The 19,524-nt window shown below is 40.6% G+C and carries 16 protein-coding genes, 1 pseudogene and 1 other annotated feature; of the genes and pseudogenes, 5 read left to right on the plus strand and 12 right to left on the minus strand.

Features of this window, described 5'->3' with window-relative positions:
• Positions 1-24: 24 nt before the first annotated feature.
• From asd to BSM4216_RS08505, 7 genes are all read right to left on the minus strand, one after another.
• Entirely contained in the window at positions 25-1,071 is a 1,047-nt protein-coding gene (gene asd, locus BSM4216_RS08475; protein ID WP_048623425.1) for an aspartate-semialdehyde dehydrogenase, read from the minus strand.
• Between the two features lie 165 nt (positions 1,072-1,236).
• Positions 1,237-1,836 carry a dipicolinate synthase subunit B gene (locus tag BSM4216_RS08480; RefSeq protein WP_048623426.1) on the minus strand — a complete coding sequence of 200 codons (600 nt, stop codon included), beginning with the start codon at positions 1,834-1,836 and terminating at the stop codon, positions 1,237-1,239.
• The gene (gene dpaA, locus BSM4216_RS08485) at positions 1,833-2,738 is read right to left on the minus strand and encodes a dipicolinic acid synthetase subunit A (RefSeq protein WP_048623427.1); all 906 of its coding nucleotides are present in this window, start codon (positions 2,736-2,738) and stop codon (positions 1,833-1,835) included. The genes BSM4216_RS08480 and dpaA overlap by 4 nt, the downstream gene beginning before the upstream one ends.
• Before the next feature lie 261 nt (positions 2,739-2,999).
• On the minus strand, positions 3,000-3,239 hold the full coding sequence (locus BSM4216_RS08490) for a YlmC/YmxH family sporulation protein (protein WP_040340808.1): 240 nt from the start codon (positions 3,237-3,239) through the stop codon (positions 3,000-3,002).
• A gap of 268 nt (positions 3,240-3,507) precedes the next feature.
• Positions 3,508-3,756 carry a FeoB-associated Cys-rich membrane protein gene (locus BSM4216_RS16320; RefSeq protein ID WP_315968600.1) on the minus strand — a complete coding sequence of 83 codons (249 nt, stop codon included), beginning with the start codon at positions 3,754-3,756 and terminating at the stop codon, positions 3,508-3,510.
• Positions 3,692-5,689, minus strand: coding sequence for a ferrous iron transport protein B (feoB, locus tag BSM4216_RS08500; protein WP_048623429.1), 1,998 nt, complete (start codon positions 5,687-5,689; stop codon positions 3,692-3,694). The genes BSM4216_RS16320 and feoB overlap by 65 nt, the downstream gene beginning before the upstream one ends.
• Positions 5,686-5,913: a FeoA family protein gene (locus tag BSM4216_RS08505; RefSeq protein ID WP_003352438.1), complete on the minus strand. Its 228-nt coding sequence runs from the start codon at positions 5,911-5,913 to the stop codon at positions 5,686-5,688. Before BSM4216_RS08505 ends, feoB begins: the two co-directional genes overlap by 4 nt.
• 259 nt (positions 5,914-6,172) lie before the next feature.
• On the opposite strand from BSM4216_RS08505, the gene BSM4216_RS08510 reads away from it, so the two are divergent.
• The 4 genes from BSM4216_RS08510 (at position 6,173) to BSM4216_RS08525 (ending at position 9,303) form a co-directional block, all read left to right on the plus strand.
• Positions 6,173-6,490: a hypothetical protein gene (locus BSM4216_RS08510; protein WP_048623430.1), complete on the plus strand. Its 318-nt coding sequence runs from the start codon at positions 6,173-6,175 to the stop codon at positions 6,488-6,490.
• A gap of 12 nt (positions 6,491-6,502) precedes the next feature.
• On the plus strand, positions 6,503-7,264 hold the full coding sequence (yidC, locus tag BSM4216_RS08515) for a membrane protein insertase YidC (RefSeq protein WP_040340837.1): 762 nt from the start codon (positions 6,503-6,505) through the stop codon (positions 7,262-7,264).
• A 445-nt stretch (positions 7,265-7,709) separates the two neighbouring features.
• Positions 7,710-8,849 carry an IS110 family RNA-guided transposase gene (locus tag BSM4216_RS08520; protein WP_048624456.1) on the plus strand — a complete coding sequence of 380 codons (1,140 nt, stop codon included), beginning with the start codon at positions 7,710-7,712 and terminating at the stop codon, positions 8,847-8,849.
• A 175-nt stretch (positions 8,850-9,024) separates the two neighbouring features.
• Positions 9,025-9,303, plus strand: coding sequence for an acylphosphatase (locus tag BSM4216_RS08525; protein WP_003352441.1), 279 nt, complete (start codon positions 9,025-9,027; stop codon positions 9,301-9,303).
• Positions 9,304-9,563: 260 nt separating this feature from the next.
• Here BSM4216_RS08525 and brnQ read toward each other — a convergent pair whose 3' ends face one another.
• The 4 genes from brnQ to BSM4216_RS08545 form a co-directional block, all read right to left on the minus strand.
• The gene (gene brnQ / locus BSM4216_RS08530) at positions 9,564-10,892 is read right to left on the minus strand and encodes a branched-chain amino acid transport system II carrier protein (protein ID WP_048623431.1); all 1,329 of its coding nucleotides are present in this window, start codon (positions 10,890-10,892) and stop codon (positions 9,564-9,566) included.
• A gap of 820 nt (positions 10,893-11,712) precedes the next feature.
• Positions 11,713-11,944 (minus strand) — a binding site (T-box leader).
• A gap of 267 nt (positions 11,945-12,211) precedes the next feature.
• Positions 12,212-13,915: an ABC-ATPase domain-containing protein gene (locus tag BSM4216_RS08535; protein ID WP_048623432.1), complete on the minus strand. Its 1,704-nt coding sequence runs from the start codon at positions 13,913-13,915 to the stop codon at positions 12,212-12,214.
• A gap of 235 nt (positions 13,916-14,150) precedes the next feature.
• Positions 14,151-16,061: a vWA domain-containing protein gene (locus BSM4216_RS08540; protein WP_048623433.1), complete on the minus strand. Its 1,911-nt coding sequence runs from the start codon at positions 16,059-16,061 to the stop codon at positions 14,151-14,153.
• A gap of 8 nt (positions 16,062-16,069) precedes the next feature.
• Positions 16,070-16,942, minus strand: coding sequence for an AAA family ATPase (locus BSM4216_RS08545; RefSeq protein ID WP_048623434.1), 873 nt, complete (start codon positions 16,940-16,942; stop codon positions 16,070-16,072).
• Between the two features lie 448 nt (positions 16,943-17,390).
• Here BSM4216_RS08545 and BSM4216_RS08550 point away from each other — a divergent pair.
• A pseudogene (locus BSM4216_RS08550) lies at positions 17,391-18,017 on the plus strand (transposase); the annotation flags it as partial.
• On the opposite strand, the gene BSM4216_RS08555 reads toward BSM4216_RS08550, so the two are convergent.
• Positions 18,004-19,365: an IS4 family transposase gene (locus tag BSM4216_RS08555; RefSeq protein WP_003353499.1), complete on the minus strand. Its 1,362-nt coding sequence runs from the start codon at positions 19,363-19,365 to the stop codon at positions 18,004-18,006. The pseudogene BSM4216_RS08550 and the gene BSM4216_RS08555 overlap by 14 nt on opposite strands.
• Positions 19,366-19,524 lie beyond the last annotated feature (159 nt).

The raw sequence follows: 19,524 nt of genomic DNA on the forward strand, positions 1-19,524 counted from the left end.
ACCTCGGCATTCCATTCAAGTTGTTTACTTCAATAATCCCATTTCAATTAAAGTTTCAGCGATTTGGACAGAATTCCATGCTGCTCCTTTTAATAGGTTATCAGAAACGACCCACATATGGAAGCCTTTCTCTTCATCTAAATCTTTGCGGATTCGTCCTACAAACACTTCATTCTTTCCGACGGAATCAGCAGGCATCGGATAAATTTGTTCAGCTGGATCGTCCTGTAAAACTGCTCCTGGTGCAGTCTTAATCAAATCTTGTATGTCGCGGGCTGTGACCCCTTCTTTTTCAATTTCGAAATAAACGGATTCAGAGTGCCCGACAGCTACCGGCAATCTCACGCAGGTTGCGGCAATTTTCAACTCAGGCAAATGCATGATTTTTTTTGTTTCATTGATCATTTTCATTTCTTCAAACGTAAAGCCATTATCCTGAAATTTATCAATTTGCGGAATGGCATTAAAGGCAATTTGATAATGCTTTGGATCTGAAGCAACTGGCAAAACGGCCGGTGTAAATTCTTCTCCGTTGATAATGGCTTTTGTTTGTTCATTCAATTCGTTGATGGCTTTGGCTCCTGCTCCTGATACAGCTTGGTAGGTAGAAACGATTACTTTTTTCAGCCCGTATTTTTGGCGAATCGGTTCAAGCGCGACTACCATTTGAATAGTGGAGCAGTTTGGATTGGCAATAATTCCTTTATGTTTCTTTAAATCTTCTTTATTCACTTCAGGGACCACTAACGGAACTTCCGGATCCATCCGAAATGCGCTTGTATTGTCTATGACAACTGCTCCTCTTTTAGCAGCTTCCGGGGCGAGCTGTTTTGAGACGCTTCCTCCTGCGCTAAACAATGCAATATCTACGCCTTCAAAACTTTCCGGCTTAGCTTCTTGTACAGTAATCTCCTCATTTTTAAACGTAAGGGTCTTTCCCGCTGATCGGGAAGAAGATAAAAGTGTCAGTTTCCGAATTGGAAAATTACGTTTTTCCAACGTTTCAATCATTCGTTGTCCTACTGCACCTGTTGCGCCAACTACTGCTACGTGAAAACCATTGTTCGTCAATCTAATCTTCTCCTTCCAGTTTCTCCTTATCACGCGTCGTAAGCGTAAGGGAAACGAACAGCTCCTTAAGACATAACATATTCCTTGAATTGCTATTATTTTATCACATTAAAAGATAATGAGAATACTAATTTGAAAAAGTTGTTGAAAATGAGGAGATTTTACTTACACGTTGTCATGAAACCTTTCAATAATCACTGGCTGAAGTTGTTTTCCTTCCAAAGCTTTTTCTACTGTCTCCTGCAATAAGGACATACGTGCTACCATAGAAGTTGGCTTTTGGACAGGATCATCTTGACCAAATGGGATAAAAAAGATATTTTTCGATGCCATTAAACGCATAATATTTACCCCGTTTAATCCAAGAGCATCATTCGTAGATATGCCAAGAACAACCGGTTTTTGATTTCGCAAAGTCGCTTTAGCCGCCATCAGCACCGGTGAATCTGTCAATGCATTGGCAAATTTACTGATCGAGTTTCCCGTCATCGGTGCAATAATCATGCAATCGAGCGGTTTTTTCGGTCCGAGCGGTTCCGCTTCCACAATAGTGTTTATGACTTTATTGCCTGTTACTTTCTCTATTTTCTTTACCCATTCTTCTCCTTCACCAAATCTCGTGGATGTATTTTGGACGGTATATGTTACAATCGGCACCACTTCTGCTCCTGTCTTCGTCAGTTTTTCCAATTCCGGAAACACCTCATCATACGTGCAGTGCGATCCTGTCAATCCGAAACCAATTCGTTTTCCTTTTAACGTCATAAGGAAATATTCTCCCTTCGTTTAAAAACATCTTCTTTTAAAAGCTTTGCCAACACATTGGCCAAAATTTGCCCGGCTGTTTTGGGAGCGACTATTCCCGGAAGACTGAGTGCCGATATGGCTTTTATCCCTCGTTTTTCCGCATAGCGAAAATCGGTTCCTCCCGGTTTGGAAGCTAGATCGATGATTATGGTATGAGATGGCATGTTGGCAATTACGGAAGCCGTTACTACTAAATGCGGAATAGTATTGATGACAATATCCGCATCACGAACCATATTTTTTAAATCTTTAAGATGGAAAGGCGTCATTCCCATTTCAGATATTCTTGCTAAATGCTCACTTTTTCTTGCCCCCACTTTCGTATTTGCCCCCAATTGATCAAAGGCTCTTGCTACACTCATCCCGACTCTGCCAAAGCCGAGAACGACGACATTCGAACCGTGAATCGTGAAATCTGTATTTTGAATAGCAATCATAATCGCTCCTTCAGCGGTTGGAATCGAGTTATAAATAGCGACATCATCACGTTCAAATAATTTGACCAATTTTCGGTTTGTTCTTTTGGTTAAATCGTTCAAGTATTGATTGCTAATACCTGAATAAACGGTGCAATGTTGGGGAGTGGCTTGGAGCATATCTTTTGTAAGGACAACCCGCTCATCAGAAAAAATGGTTTCAACCACTCCCTCATGATTGGTTCCCGCTACAGGCAATATGATGGCATCAATTTCGAAAAAAGGAATGTCCTCCATTTTCTCTTTCACAGCCCCGGGATAAGCATGATTCAATTGTTCAAATCCGGCTAAAAACAATTTGGCGTTTAATTCTGTTAATTTTGTGATGATTTCCAATTCGCGGGCATCTCCGCCGATTACTGCAATTTGCATGCCTGTTAACATATTGAACCCCCTTTGATGATCATAAGCTCTATATTTACTTTTTTATTGTATGAAGATGGGTATCAATAGGTGTAATGAGGAGGAATTTTGCGGAGAATCAGGACAGCTTTTTCGTTTTCCGGTGTTTTTATAAAAGAAACTCATTTTCACCCACTAGAGAATGCGTGTCAGCATGCAGTCTAAAACGGAGGCATTTCCTTTCATAAACAAAAAAAGATCTGGTTCACCCGAAGGATTTGAACCAGACCTTTTTGTAATCTATTAAGACTGTTCAGGCACTTCTAATATAATCATATCAGAGCCGATCGTTTTGATACGTTGCCATGGCACGCGAATCTCGGCATTCTGTTTTTTAACCAGCCGTTTACCGGTTGGAATAACCAATTCATAGATTTGGCCGGTTTTTTCGTTAAATTCCAAGTCCGTTTGCCCTAAGACACCAAGTCTTTCTGCTTTTTTCAAATCGACGATTTCTTTTCCGCTTAATTCGCTAAGTCGCATATTCATCACCTTTAATCCCTTTTACTACAATGTATCAGCCGAAATAAAAATTTAGAACTGGAAACGAAAGTGGAAGAAACCTTTTTGTCGCGCTCAAAACGTTTGAAAGATTTGATCCTTTTATATTTGATAGAAGAAATGTTTATTAAAAAAGAACCCGCCATTAAGCGGATTCTGTCCATTATCATCTTTATCGCCCATATTCCGATACAATTTCAATGGCATGAAATAAAAAGTCCATACGTGTTTTTTTATTCCTGGTATAACGTCAATGAGAGATAGACTCTTTCTTGACCGTTTCACATTTCGTTGTGCATTTGTCTTTTAGAGAACAGTGAGCACAATACCCGCCTTGTTTCGTTCTTTGAATATATCGATATAAAGTGTATCCAGCATAGCCGAAAACCACTGCCCCAATGAAACTACTGATGATCATCACGCCTTCACTTCCTTTAGATGAATAGTTGTCCGCCTTGATAAATGATGAAAGATAATAGATAGGCAATAGCCAATCCATATCCGATCGAAAAGAACGTCCACTTTTTCGAACCCGTTTCGTGTCGAATGGCAGCAACCGTCGCCACACATGGGACATACAGCAAAATAAATACGATAAAACTATAAGCGGATAACGGAGTAAAGTTCCCCGTAATAACGCCTTTTAAGGACGAGGTGTTTGCCGCATGGTAAATAATATTCATCGTCGACACGACCACTTCTTTTGCCAGAAAACCTGTTAGTAAACTGCTAGCCGCCTGCCAAGTACCAAATCCCAGCGGAACAAGCAAAGGAGCGATTAAACCGCCAATTTTCGCTAAAAAGCTTTCGTCCATAGAAACCCCAATGCCTCCGGGACCCATATAAGAAAGCAGCCAAATAAACACCGAGCCTCCAAAAATAAACGTACCCGCCTTGCGTACAAAGCCTTTGCCTTTATCCCAAGTACTGAGCCATAGCGTTTTCCATTGTGGTACTCGATACGGCGGAAGTTCAATGACAAAAATGGAAGCTTCGTTTTTTAGAACGGTGCTGGAGAACAATTTTGCCAATAAGAATGCGACCGAGATTCCAAGTACATATAATGAGAACACGATTTCCCCTTGATGATGATCAAAAAACGCTCCCGTAAACAAGGCATAGACGGGAAGCCTTGCCGAACAGGACATGAGAGGCGTCAGTAAAATCGTAAGCAGCCGTTCTTTCGGCTGTTCGATCGTTCTCGCGGCCATCACGCCGGGGACGTTGCAACCGAAACCAATGACCATCGGAATAAAAGCTTTGCCGTTTAGTCCGACTTTTTCCATCAATCGGTCCATCACTAACGCCGCTCGAGCCATATACCCGGAATCTTCAAGGAAAGAAATAAAGAAAAATAACACAAAAATTTGCGGTATAAACACTAAAACTCCACCGACTCCTCCGACAATTCCATTAAGCACCAACGCCCGCACAAACGGCCCGGCATGGATCGAAACCAACAATTGTTCCATCCACTTTGTAAGCGGACCGTTAAAAAAACGGTCCAACATGTCCGAAAGCGGAGTACCGATCCAATTAAACGTCATCATAAACAATAAATACATAAAAGCGAGAAAGATCGGAACCCCCAAAATTTTATGAGTAAGAACGTCATCTATTCGTTTTGTCCAGTTGACGGCGGATGCTTTCTCCTCCATGACGACGCATTCGTTGACGATTTGACTGATCCAATTTTTTCTTGTATTGAATATCGAACGGCTCACCGTGGAGTCGCCATGTTTTTTCAGCTCCTGACTGACCGCCTCAATCTGCTGTTTCAGCTCTTCTTCTGAAATCCATTCTTGAGCAAATTCCATCGCATATGGATTTTGTTCAAGCAAATGCAGAGCCAGCCACCGCGCCGAAAAAGGCAGATTCTCCGGCAACAAACGAACGATCGAATCAATGGCCCTTTCTACCATATCACCATAGAAAATAGCAATAGGCTTTGTTTGAATCGTTTGATTTAATAACACGCTAATTTCCTGACATCCCTCTCCTTTTCGAGCAATGACGGGGATAACAGGCACACCCAATCGTTTGGAAAGAAGCCGGTCATCAATTTTCAAACCTCTCCGCTCTGCAACATCGACCATATTTAGGCAAAGAATAAGCGGTTTTCCGTATTCCAGAAGTTGGACTGTCAACTGCAAATTCCGTTCCAATAACGATGCATCTACAATATTTAATAGTGTTTGCGGATGTTCATGAAGCATATATCGAATGACAACCGCTTCGTCTTTTGATAGAGGATGAAGTGAGTATACTCCCGGTAAATCGATTAAAAATCCATCTTCTGTTTTTAACTTGCCAATCTTTTTCTCAATCGTCACACCGCTCCAGTTTCCCACGTGTTCGTAGGAACCGGTCAAGCTGTTGAACAAAGAAGTTTTTCCGGTATTCGGATTTCCGATGAGTGCTGTCTGGCTCATATCTTTTTCACCTTAATTTTCCTGGCATCTTTGCGACGAATTCCAATCATTTGACCGGAGCATTCTAATAGACATGGTCCTCCAATCGGCAAAATGCGGTGTAATGTCACATATGATCCTTCGTCTAACCCTATATGCAATAAACGCTTTTTCACAAGTTGCTGTACTCCTTCTAAAGTAGTGATATAAGCGCTTTCTCCTTCTTTCAATTCAGTTAGCGTCATAACCAAACCCTTCCTTTAAAATGAACGAGCACTTTTCATCCATTTGATTCTCATGAAATTACAAAATCGAATTAAGAATGATAATACTTCTCAATAACTCTCAATTCATTTTAACACGAATAAGAAACATAGGGAAAATCATTTTTTTGAAATTTTCTTTAAAAGGAATAGGGATCTTTCAAGCAGCATGTTTCATAATTAATTGAATACAAATGAATTTTCATGTATAATTTTTTTAGTTTGCAAAAGGAGAGTCGCCATGATAACGATTATGAGTGATAATTTGACGGATCTTGCCTTTTACTCTCTCTATATGAGCTTGGTTCTCCATTTTGTGTTCGCGTTGACTCTTCATTGGATTGTCAAGTACTCTTCGAAGAAAACATGCTACACAATAGCTGAACGGACAACTCAAGAAACGGTATTGCTTTCCATCAAGCAAAATACCATTCTCCCTGCCGTTCGGTTTGTGTCTTGGCTGCCGAAGTCTGTTTGCCGAAAAGAATCGGCGCGTGATAACGAAGATCATTATATTCCTTCTCTTTCTGCCGCATCTGTTTGGAATTTTTCTTATTGAGGAGGATGTATGTTGAAAAAATACTTTTCGTTATTGACCTTTATTCTTTTTTCTTCTGTTCTTTTATCCGGATGTTCCAGCGCCCAACAAAAGGGACATTTTTTTCATGATTACTTTGTAGAACCATTCGTAAAATTGATTCATGCCATCGGTTCCTTTTTGGGCGGAAATTATGCTTTAGCGATCATCGTGATCACGTTGCTTGTGCGAATTATATTGATGCCGCTTATGTTGAACACCATGAAAAAACAGCAAGAAATGAAAGAAAAAATGGATAAAATTAAACCGGAAGTGGAAAAAATTCAGAAACGCATAAAATCGGCTAAAACAAAAGAAGAGCAGATGAAGCTGCAGCAAGAAATGATGCAGCTATATCAAAAACACGAAATCAATCCTTTTTCAATGGGCTGCCTTCCGATTGTGATCCAAATGCCGATTTGGATGGCTCTCTATTATGCAATCCGAATTTCTGAGGATATTAAAAAAGCGGACTTTTTATGGTTTAAATTAGGACATCCTGATATTCCCATGGCCATTATCGCCGGAATTATGTACTATTTCCAATTCCGTGTTTCCATGATAGGTGTTCCGGAAGACCAGAAAAAACAAATGCAAATCATGGGGCTAATGTCTCCGTTGATGATTTTGTTCATTTCGTTCTCAACCCCGGCTGCACTGCCGCTTTACTGGGCTGTCAGCGGATTGTTTCTAATTGGACAAACATGGTTGTCGAAGAAATTTTACGAAAAACAAAAAGCACGTGAAGGACAATAAAAAACGATTCATTTTGAACTTATAAACGGGCTGACTGCTAGTAAAGTCAGTCCGTTTTTCATTGCTTTCCCGATCCCAATCAGCCTTTATCCTGTGATAAAATAAAAATAAATTCTCGGTCAAGGTGCTATTTTCGGAAAACTATGAAATTGAATTTTCTACCTTTCTATTCTTTAGGAGGATGTTTTCACAAAACATTCATGATCGTCTCTCTCCCAACCCGTGCATGAAAATAGTTCCTTCCCGTCCATATTGGTAAAGACACAAACAGTTCATAATACGTGGCTTTTTTTGGTGGTTCGACCCTGAACACAAAACTGTTTGAGTGAATTTGGTGTTCAACCCTTTGTTAGCTCTTTCCAAATGGAAGGATGACTACGTACAGAAAAATGCTTATTTTCAAATTCACTCACTGTTTGTGATCCTATCTTTATGGAGTGATTGGATGGAAGTATTTATTGAAAGATGTGCAGGATTGGATGTTCATTCAGAAACCATAGTGGCTTGTGTTCTGATTGGTTCAAAGGATGATGAACTAATTAAGGAAACAGAAACCTTTCCGACTTTGACCAAAGATTTATTCCGGTTGTTAAAATGGCTCGAAGACCATGATGTGACCCACATTGCGATGGAAAGTACGGGAGTCTACTGGAAACCCGTGTTCAATATCTTAGAGGACTTCTTCGATATAACCCTGGCGAACGCCCAGAGGATTAAAAACGTACCTGGAAGGAAGACGGATGTTTCTGACGCTGAATGGATTGCAAAATTATTGCGCCATGGATTAATTGAAAAGAGTTTTGTCCCTCCGGTAGATATTCGGGAGCTGCGTGATTTAACAAGGCTGAGAAAGAAATGGATTGGCCACGTAACTTCTGAGAAGAACAGGATTCAGAAAGTATTGGAAGCCTCAAATGTTAAATTAAGTACGGTCATTTCAGATGTGTTTGGGGTTTCAGGAAGAAAGCTGCTCAATCGCCTCATCGAAAAAGGATATGTAGATGTAAAGGATGTTGAAGAAAGAATTCATGGGAAAATGGCTTCGAAAAAGCAGCAGATTGCGGATTCCTTATTTGGAACAATAAACGAGCATCAGCTTTTTCTGATTCGTCAGTCCTGGCAGCACATTGAATATTTGGAATCCCTCATCACCGAAATTGAACAAAGAATTGATGTTTTATTACAGAAATATCAGGAAGAACTTCAATTACTTCTAACGATACCCGGCATTAAGAAAGACACAGCAGCCGTCATTATCGCCGAAATGGGTGTAGATATGAGTCAGTTTCCTACATCACAACATTTAGCATCATGGGCGGGAGTGTGTCCAGGGAACAAAGAAAGTGCAGGAAAACGGTATAGTACAAGGACGGTAAAAGGGAATCCACCTATCAAATCCGCCATGTGCGAGGCGGCTTGGGCAGTGTCAAGATGCCGAAACAGATGGTTAGCAGCAAAATATTGGTCATTGGCAGCACGAAGAGGAAAGAAAAAAGCACTCGTTGCCACATCGCATCGAATGCTTCGGATCATTTACTCCATGCTTATCAACAAGGAGGCTTTTAAAGAAAAGCAAATTAACTAGTATAACCAAAGTCAAAAAGATTTATACAAAGTTACCTCCCACAGGTAGCTCTGCTTTCTTATTGACTTTTTTCGTTCTTTGTTTAGGTTTGCCTGCTTCCGCCCGTAATATACGAGGAAACCTAGGAAATTATTTTCACAGAAAAAAACCCCGCAATGACGAGGAGGATCAGATTATGATGAAACGACTTTTTATTAAAGTATACGGAAAAGTTCAAGGTGTAGGATTCCGTTATTACACACAACAAAAAGCCCAACAATTAGGTCTGAAAGGCTGGGTGCGAAACGAAATGGATGGATCTGTCGAAATAGAAGCCGAAGGGGATGAAATGCCTCTGTCCGAGTTGATTTCTTTCATCAAAAAAGGAGCCAGCCCCCACGGAAGAGTAGATCAAATCGAAGTTGTCGAAAAAGAACCGAAAGAAAATGAAAAGAAATTTACCATCCAATACTAATTCAAAAAGAATCTCTTGAACTCACAAAAAATGACAATCTGTTTGTTGCAACAGGATCATACAGATAGGTCATTTCCTCCTGCATTTAACGATTCTTGGGATCCCCCGAATGGCGATCATACGTCTTTCCCGTAAACCTGTTCCATGCAGAAACAACGCCTGTCATGAATGAAGAATGGCTGTCGACTTTGTCGGCAGCCATTCTTTCTATATGGTCCGTTTATATAGCAAAAACGAAATGATGCTGTTTTGTGTGAACGTTACTGTTTCATTTTAGCAGGTGTCCATTTTTTCTCAGTACGAGAAGAAGATAAGACCCATCCGATGATTCCTCCGAGAATCGAAGGCAAAAGCCACCCTAATCCTACGGAAAACAACGGAACCCAAGACAAGGAATGATTCAGCCATTCCCAATTGAATCCGAATGCTTTCAAACCATCATATAAACTGAAAACTGCCGTAAAAAGAATGGCCCCTTGATAAACACGTTCAGAAATGCCTTTGGAATAATGATCTATGAAAGACAAAACGATTAATACGATGGCCAAAGGGTAAATCATGCTTAGAATCGGAACGGAAATGGAAATGATTTGATTAAGGCCTATATTCGAAATCAAAAAACTGATAATCGTAATCAAAATGACAAATTTTTTATATGAAACAGCAGGCAATCGTTCCGCAAAAAACTGGGCACATGCCACCACTAATCCAATACAAGTCGTTAATACAGCCAGCGCCACAATGATGCCGAGAAGAACTTTACCTCCTGCTCCAAAAAGAAGGCTAGCTGCTTTGGACAGGATTTCTCCCCCATTTTCGAAAGAACCGTGTGTGGCCATTTTAACCCCGATATAACCTGTTCCAATATAAACAAGTGCCAATCCCGAACCAGCGATTACTCCGGCTTTGACCGTCATCGCCACCATTTTCTTGCCATTTTTAATTCCTCTTTCCTTAAGTGCATTGACGACCACGATGCCAAATGCTAAAGCGGCAATGGCATCCATCGTTAAATACCCTTCCATAAACCCTTTTGCTAAAGGGGCATGCGAGTACTCAGCAGACGGCGGCTGAATGGAACCATCCAACTTTAAGAAACCCGTCACACATAAAACAGCGATAGAGGCAAGCAGGAGCGGAGTCAATAATTCGCCCACTCGATCGACCATTTTCGATGGATTTAAACTTAACCAAAGGATCAAGATAAAAAAGATGATGCTGAATAAAAATAAGCTAATGGAACCTGCTTCGTTCGATAAAAATGGTTTGACACCCATTTCAAATGCAACATTCGCACCGCGCGGAATGGCAAAAAACGGTCCAATTACTAAATAAATCACCACGGCAAAAAACAGCGCAAAACGTGGATGGACCTTTTCAGCAATCGAAAGGACCCCGTTTCTGGACAACGCAACCGCCGCCACTGCTATAATGGGCAGCCCTACTCCCGTGATGATAAATCCAGCAATGGCTGACCAAAAAGACCGTCCTGATTGGATTCCTAATAAAGGAGGAAAAATTAAATTTCCCGCTCCAAAAAACAGCGCGAAAAGCATAAGCCCTACAACCCATAACTCTTTTCTTTTCATAACGTTTCCCCTTTCTCTATGTTGTAATCTGAATGATGAATTAGTGGTACTGGATTAAAAAAACATTTACTCCGACAAGTCAGACGCCAAAGCAAAATTTTATTTTCTCCTTTCGATGAGCTGGCTGCCTGATTCCAGTACTCTATTAGAATATTTTTTCAATCGAGTAGGAGGGAGCGATTAACTCCCGTCCTCTCACACCACCGTACGTACGGTTCCGTATACGGCGGTTCAATTAAGATAATTGACGCAAGTCTTTATAACTTCCGTGAATAGCTGTTCTCTTTATGCCAGTGGTCACTCCACCCTCCAAGAGGTCTCCCACGGGATTCACCGCTTCCTCCCTCAAGTGAGGTACTACGTTTTCTGTGTTCATCATGACTCACTGAATACCAAGGGCTATTCTCTCTTAATTGTTCGGTCCTTCTTAGTTGTTCTAGACCAACTAATACTATGACCTCTGCTGACTTCTGACGGTTCAGCTACTTATCACTAAGTAGGTTATGAAGAGTACTTCACATATCCGCCAGACCTCCCCGGGTAAGTACATGCACTTTCACACCATCTATCCGCCTCATTTACTCGATATGACCTTCGACAGAAAGAGCTTTGTTTTGTTATGCAAACTCACTCAATCATACCTAGCCTTATATGAGGTTCGTGTTCCTCGGACCGGTGTTTTGCCTCCAGCTTCCTTCAGATTCCGCGTCACCACGGACACCCTTGCTCTTGGCTAACCTCTACTTCTGTCTTCGGGGTTCGGGACTTACACCCTATAGTTCATGTACATGCCGGGCGCACATAAAAAAACTCGTCCAGTTGAAGGGACGAGTCGAATCGCGGTACCACCCTAATTCCGTATATATACGGCACTTTAGAAGACGCATCATACGTCTAGTCTTGGTAACGGAAGAAACCGGCAATGCTTACTGTTCTCTTTCAGCATAGCGTCTCCAAGAGGATCTTCAGTATAAGTCTGTTCATCGGCTCCCACCTATCCCGACTCTCTGGTGAACAGATATTTATCTGCCCTTTCTATTCCAGGCTTACCCTCTCTAAACAGAGGAGATCGGAATAATAAGGGGCAGATAAATCGAACCGTTTTGTGACAAAACCATGGTTCGCATTATACTTACTCTTCTTTTCATCGACTTTCACTAATTGTTTATCATCATAACAATCATTAAAATTATTGTCAATATAATTTTTTGAATTTTTTCAAAAGCTAAATTTTTCGATTCATATAATTCAAGTGGCTATTGTTCAATTTTTTTACCAATATGCCTTTTCTAATATATTATTTAAAAATATTCTATGATTCAACAATGAATTTTTAATGATCGCATCCGATTGAGAGCAGCAGCAATTTCCAATGCTCTCGGCCGTGCTAGTTCACCGGGGTTTTTCGGGAAGCTTGAAAAAGAAGCAAGCCCCTCCTCATTCATTTTTCTTTCCACGATCAACAGGAGTTCAGAAACAGTCATTCTTTTTTTCAAAAATCCCTTTTTTTCTATCCAATGGAGAATTTCTGCGATCATAGCTGTCTGGCTAGGATGGACAATTTGTTCCACCGCTTGAAGAGAGACGGATTCATGACCGTACAGAATTTCGTATTTTCCTTTTGCCGCTGCCTTCTCTTTTTTTCCTTTCCTGCAGTTTAGCGATTGAGGCAACGGGATGCGGCTTTGAAATTCTCCAAATGTTTCTCCACCTTCTCGAATACGCTGAGTAGAAAAACGTTTGGCAATTTCTTTTGCTTGCTTGGTTACATCAAACGGCAAGTAGTGATCCATTTTTATGACAACATCGGCCACATCCAAGTAGTCTCCTGAACCACCTAATACGAGAATGGTGGACACTCCATGTTGTGTAAATAATGAACGTACCTTATCTACAAATGGCGTGATCGGTTCGTGTTCTTTCGAAATAAGGGCCTGCATTCTGGCATCACGGATCATGAAATTAGTCGCAGAAGTATCCTCGTCCATTAAAAGAACTTTGGCACCGGCTTCTAATGATTCCATAATATTGGCGGCTTGCGACGTACTTCCACTCGCATTTTCGGTGCTAAAATGCAATGTATCTTTTTCAAAAGGAAGATTTTGAATAAAAGGTTCGATATTGACCGACGCCACGCTTCTTCCATCTTCCGACCGAATTTTCACGGCGGTTTCATCCGTTAAGACAAACTCTCTGCCATCCCCTTCAATATGGTTATAAATTCCTTTTTCAATTGCTTGAAGCAGCGTGCTTTTGCCATGGAAACCGCCGCCGACGATCAATGTCACCCCTTTCTTAATTCCCATCCCCACAATGGGTTCCGTACGATGAGGAAGCGAAATGCTCACTTCCAGTTCTTTCGGACTCTTAAAGGGTATGGCCTTTTCTTTCGACACCGGCAAATCGCTTATCCCGCTCTCGCGCGGCAAAATCGATCCGTTGGCAATAAAAGCAATATAATCATGTTCTTTCATCCATTTGCGGATGGCAAATTGCTGGTCACATAATCGAACCACTTGGTCAAAATCAGCTTTTGAAGCGGAATAGACTGCTTCTTTCACGATTTTCGGAAGATCTTGAAAGAAAATGGTTTCCGCTTCTCTTCCTAAAATCGTTCTGCCACGCGCCGGCAGCCCCACTGTTAAGCAAATAGAAAGCGTTTGATGAATCTGAACAGCGGTTCTTTCTAAAATTTCTTGTCCCGGAACGTCAATACGAATTTGTCCGCTTTTTCCAGATCCCATTCCTGTCTGTCGTCTTTTCTTTAATGAATGGGCTATTCTCCGCGCCAATAAATCTTCACAATAGATCTTTCGTCTCTTCGGACTGTAATGATCCTTTTTTAAATTCAACTTTTGAAGTGGAACGATTAACCGGATTTTCGTCGGAGTCGCAAACGGGTCTTTTTGGACATGGTCGACGATGAGCGTATAATCCGGAAAACGGTACTCTCCGCGTAATCGCTGGTAGGAAGAATAGCCTTTTCCATCTATTTGTCGCAATATTTGTTTCATATGTTCCATCTGATTATCTCCCTCTTCTCTAGCCAAAATTGGACATGAACAAGATATCAGCTGCGCGCCAAATCCGCTTTTTATACCGATTGATTGATGATTCAAGAAGGAATTCTTTTTGCCAATAGCAAGTATTTCGCCTCCATCTTAATAGGCATTTCAATCGATTTAAAGAAGAAACTTTCATGTCAACCGTAACTCTAAAAATAACTAGAAAGATCTGGCGCACATGTGTACGTTGAAATTAAATGCTTTGAATAAGCAGTTTTCGCAACAACGGAAACAAGACATCCGGCAATTCTTCCACATTAGAGACAAGAACGGTATATTTCCCATAAATGTTTTCAATCGTCTTTTTTTGCCCTTCCTCAATCCCGCCTTTGGAGAGAAACACGTTGATCACCTCGATCCCTTGTTTTCGGGCTTCCACAACGGCTTCATGGGTATCGATGATTCCATTTTGAGCGTAATTCAAGGCAGCCGGCTCCCCATCCGAAAAAACAAGCAGAAATTTTTGTTTTTCAGAACGACGAAGGATTCGTTCTGTCATGATGCGAATGGCAAAACCGTCCCGGTTGTCTTCTTCAGCATTCAATTGCAAAATTTCGGGTCCGCTTGCTGGATTTAAAGAGGAGGAATAATCGATCACCGTTTGCAAATAATTGGGCTGACGCTCGGGAATGGCTTCATTCGCATCTTCCCAAAAACCGGCGATCTCATGAGGTACTTTCACGGATTTTAGCGCCTCATGAAACAGTGTAATTCCCACCTTTGTCTCGTTCATTTTATCTTCCATGGAAGCAGAACAATCGACCAGAAGGGCAAAAGCAGCATCAATCTCCCATGAGGGCTGGTGCTTTTTATAAAAGAGTCTTGGCTGTTCCTCCAAAAAATAGCGAAGAAGATTTTTGTCCAATCGTCCAAAATGCAAATGGTTCCGAGGATGACTATTTTTACGCTCCAATATTTCTGTAATCAATTTTTTTAGCTTTTTCTTAAGAGGAGCGATGGAGGATTTCAGTTGTTGATAATGGAGAATCTCTTCCTGACGCGGAATGGCTGCTCTTTTAAACACTGGATAGGCAAAACGATTTTCCTTTCCATATTCGGCTTTACCTGTTTGTTTTTTCGTATCCCGCATTTGTTCGGCCTCAAGCGAGAAAAAATCATGGCGAGAGGATTTTTGCGATGATCCTTGGACGATGCCGAGAGCTTGGTCCTCCACATCTCCTTCGCGAACACCATCTCCCAGCAGATCGCTCTTTGAACCTTGGTCTAAATCAAACTGAAGAAACGATTTTCCTTTGTCTTTTGTTTCCCGATGCCAAGTTTGAAACTGTTCCTCCATCAAGTCTTCATCATCATTCTTTTTCTCAGTCCGGTTATGACATTCCAACGGATCCATTCTTTTTACGTCCTTCCAGGATAACTCATCTTCTAATTGGAAAACAGTTTCCGGCAGGTGAAAATACTCATTCAGCATGTCTTTTTCCAACAGTTCATCAAGAACTTCTACCACTTGCAAACAACGGCGGCTAACGTCGCTTGTAGAATTCGCATCCAAAATAGGCAATAACGTTTGTTCAATAAACGGAAATACCGAATCCAGCTTTTCACCAAGACTCCCGGCAGCTTCCAAAGGCGACTCTGCATTCAGCATAAGATAAATCTTGCAAAACAAAGCATCTGTCAGGACACTCTTGACTAAATTGGCATTCATCTGTGTTCGAAAATGCTGTTTATATAATTTTCGACGGATGGCAAAAGAACGTTTTGTACCCGGTCTAAGACGCGTGCAAATATCTTCAAGACGCAAATCTTCAGCAAGCACTAACAGTTGTTTGGCAAAAGAAGAAATGGATGTCTTTTTTACCTCTCTTACATACTGTCGGACTTGTTCATAGTCCGTATAATGCAAGCTGCCAATGGCTCTTAAATACACATCGCTCTTCAGTCCATTGACTTTATCAAACGCCGGCCGATGATCCCAAAAATAGCTTACAAAAACTTTTTGTTGGCCTCTATCAAGGTAGGAAAACGGACCGAATTCCACTTCCATTTCTTTATTTTTCGATAACGTCTTCGCCAAGTCGGTCAGTTGCATATATAAAAATGAATCGATTTTTTCATCGTTAAATTGGATAAACCGCTCCATATCCATCCCTACCCGAATATCGTCTCAGCGATGTTTTGAACCGCTGCTTTTTCTCTCTCATCTTCCAATTTATCTATAATCGCTCGCTTAATGGCGCGAATCGGCGGCAGAAAAACGGCTAAATCACAGGCATCAATCAATGCTCGAATGGAAGCCGCCTCTTCTGAAATAATTCCGTTTTTGGCTTGCTCGATTAAATCGGAAGAAAGGGCCACAAATTGATCAATCTTTCGTTCCTCTTTCAGGAGGCTTTGATCAAGCAACACCTTTTTTAACGTTTCTCCGCTAATATAAGGTACTTCAATCATGACAAATCGGTTTTTGAGAGCTTCATTTAATGGCGTCGTTCCGATATATCCTTCATTAATGGCAGCGATGACGCCAAAATCATGATCCGCTTTGACGACTTCGCCGGTAAAAGGGTTTGTAATGGTTCGTCTGTAGTCAAGAACTCCGTTTAATATCGGAAGTGTTTCCGGTTTGGCCATATTAATTTCATCTATATATAATAAATGCCCTTTTGTCATCGCTTGGATAACGGGGCCTGGAATAAATTCAATGACTTGTTTTCCGTTTTTTTCCTGAATCGTCTTAAATCCAAGCATTGCTTCTGCATCGAGATCCACCGAACAATTGATGCTGTGCATCGGCTGCGAAAATAATGACGCCAACGTCTCTGCCAGTCTTGTCTTCCCTGAACCAGTCGGTCCTTTCAATAATATATTTTTCCCCATTGCCAATGCGATGGCTGCGTCAACAAAAATAGCCGGATCTTCGGCATTGTATCGTATTTTTGTCTGCTGTTCCTTATTTTTAAACCGCTGTGACCGTTTGTGAATTTCTTCTTGAACCGGCTGCGGCAAATATTCTATAGAACTCATTTATCTCGATCCTTTCTATGAAGCATTTTGCACAGTTTCATTCATTAAATGACCAATAACAGATTTAAGTGATGGATATCTTGCTTTCATCACCTATCAAAAAAGCGTTGATACATTCTAAATTGAAATATTTTCCATTCAATCTAGACGCTGAAAAGAAAAAGACGTGAATAAACCAATTTACACTTTATTATACCTTGCCAAAAGAAACAAGACTATTTGTAAGGCCCGCTTTAAAACGGTAAGAGATCGGTCGGCAAACGTGCATTCTATTTAAAAGATGATACAGGAGATTCTTTAAAATCATAAGACCATTATATTTGACCACAACAAAAAAGCTGATTACATCCGTAATCAGCCCAGACTGTCGACAAATCCGAAAAAATCGGATTTGCCGACAGTCTTTTTTTGTATAATTAAGATACCGTAATGAATTGAGGTGGATGAAGTGCTAACAAAAAATACACAGATGAATCGTGATCAAATAGAAATGATAGCTTTAGACCAACTTGTACCTGCAGATCATTTGGTTCGTAAAATCGACGCTGCTATTGATTTTTCATTTATCTATTCGCTTGTTCAAGACATGTATTCATCGGAAAGAGGTCGACCAAGTATTGATCCAGTTGTATTGATTAAAATGGCTTTCATCCAATATACCTTCGGTATTCGTTCCATGCGAAAAACTATAGAGGAAATCGAAACGAATCTGGCTTACCGTTGGTTTCTTGGATTTGGTTTTTATGATAAGGTACCTCACTTTTCAACGTTTGGGAAAAACTACGAGCGACGCTTTAAGGATACAGACTTATTTGAACAGATATTCTATCGCATTTTGAAAGAAGCTGCAGATAAGAAGCTGATAAGCAGTGAGCATGTCTTTATTGATTCTACTCATGTCAAAGCGAGTGCGAATAAGCATAAATTTGAGAAGAAAGTGGTTCGAAAAGAAACGAAAGCCTATCAAGCACGTCTACAAGATGAGATAAATGCTGATCGAGAAGCACATGGAAAAAAGCCATTTCCTCCAGATAAATTTGGGAAAGAAGAATATAAAGAACTCAACTTTCGCACACAGAAATATGGAGACAGTCCTTGATATAACGAGGTAAAGAAGTAATCCAATTGGACAGTTGACACTGAAAAATGTCCATACTCAAATAAACCTTAGCTTCAGCCAAAGTTTGGAAAAGAGAAATCAATTGTAGTAAAGCCGTTTTAAAGTCCATCTCCTTTACTTCGTCACATAGAAACAAGAATAAGTTGCCCATGGTCTTCGGATCCTCTTCTTTCCGAAGTTGCCAAGCAATCAAGATATACCGAGTGAAGACAATGGTAGTATGGCTAATCATCATGTCATAGGAACGACCTTGAAACTCTTTGGCTAAATGTAAAAACGATTTACTGAATTTAAAAAAGGTTTCAATGTCCCAACGCATCCCATAGATTCGAACGATTTCTTCATTAGACAGCGTGGTATCTGTACTCAAAATGGCTAGCCATTCACTTTGGTTGTTTCGATTCCGCACAAACACGATTTTCACTGGTAAACCCGTATGAAGGGTTGCGTGAATCGAGCCGAGTGTTTCTTTTTTGCCAATGTCTCGTTTCGCTTTTCGATACAGTTGTTCCAAGGTTAAACGTTCTCCGTTGAAAAGATACCGTTGTTTCAGCTGTTTGACCATACCAATGACAAAAAGGCCTTTGGAGTGAATCTTCTCCACCAACGGGGCATGAGTAAACCATGTATCCATGAGCACATAATCAGCGAAAATTCCTTTATCCAATGCATGTTCTACTAATTTCAACACCATGTTTGGTTTTGCTTCCAATGCCTCGAGCCGTCGTTTGTAGCCTGTGGTTCGTTTATCAATGGACGAATGGATTTCGTTCAAGCGATTCTTTTGGTTCGCTGAACTCAAAAGAGCGAAATCGATAGGTACAAATGTAAAGCCATCGGACCATCCGAGCGTTAATAGTTGAAAACCATTGACAAACTGACGAGTGGAATGATCGAATACTTTAGCTAGAAGCTCAACCGATTTACTACGGTTACGAGAATAAATCGAATCGTCTACAATAAACACGGTAACACGGCGCTTCGAAATCGTTTGTTTCACACGACGAATCACTTCGGAGCTCAGAGATAGTAAAAAGGTTCTCCAGTTATACGTAGACGAGTTCAAAAAACGATAAATGGTATCTTTTCCTGGTAAATCGGCAGCCTTTTTGCTTTGTAAGGCGTGGTACCAGTTTCTGTATTGAAAAACAAGAAGAAATAATAGTTGAAAAATCGATAAACAAGAATAACCACAAGCCTTGATAATTCCTGCTTTTCTTAAATGATTACCAATTTGTAATTCAGAAAATCCGTCTTTTATTTCTTTTGGTAATTGCGCAAAATACTCTTTTTTCGTTATCATAATGGTGACACCTTTCTTTCTTTGGTTTTTGGTTTGGTCACCAATAGTTTACCAAAAGAAAGAGGTGTCTTTTTGTTTTTTAGACGAATTTTTTCAGTGTCAAGTGAATATGAGATACCCAAAGAAACCTATCAAATCAAGGATTATTCATAAATTTTT

Origin of the sequence: Bacillus smithii (assembly GCF_001050115.1) — a bacterium.
Classification (GTDB): domain Bacteria; phylum Bacillota; class Bacilli; order Bacillales; family DSM-4216; genus Bacillus_O; species Bacillus_O smithii.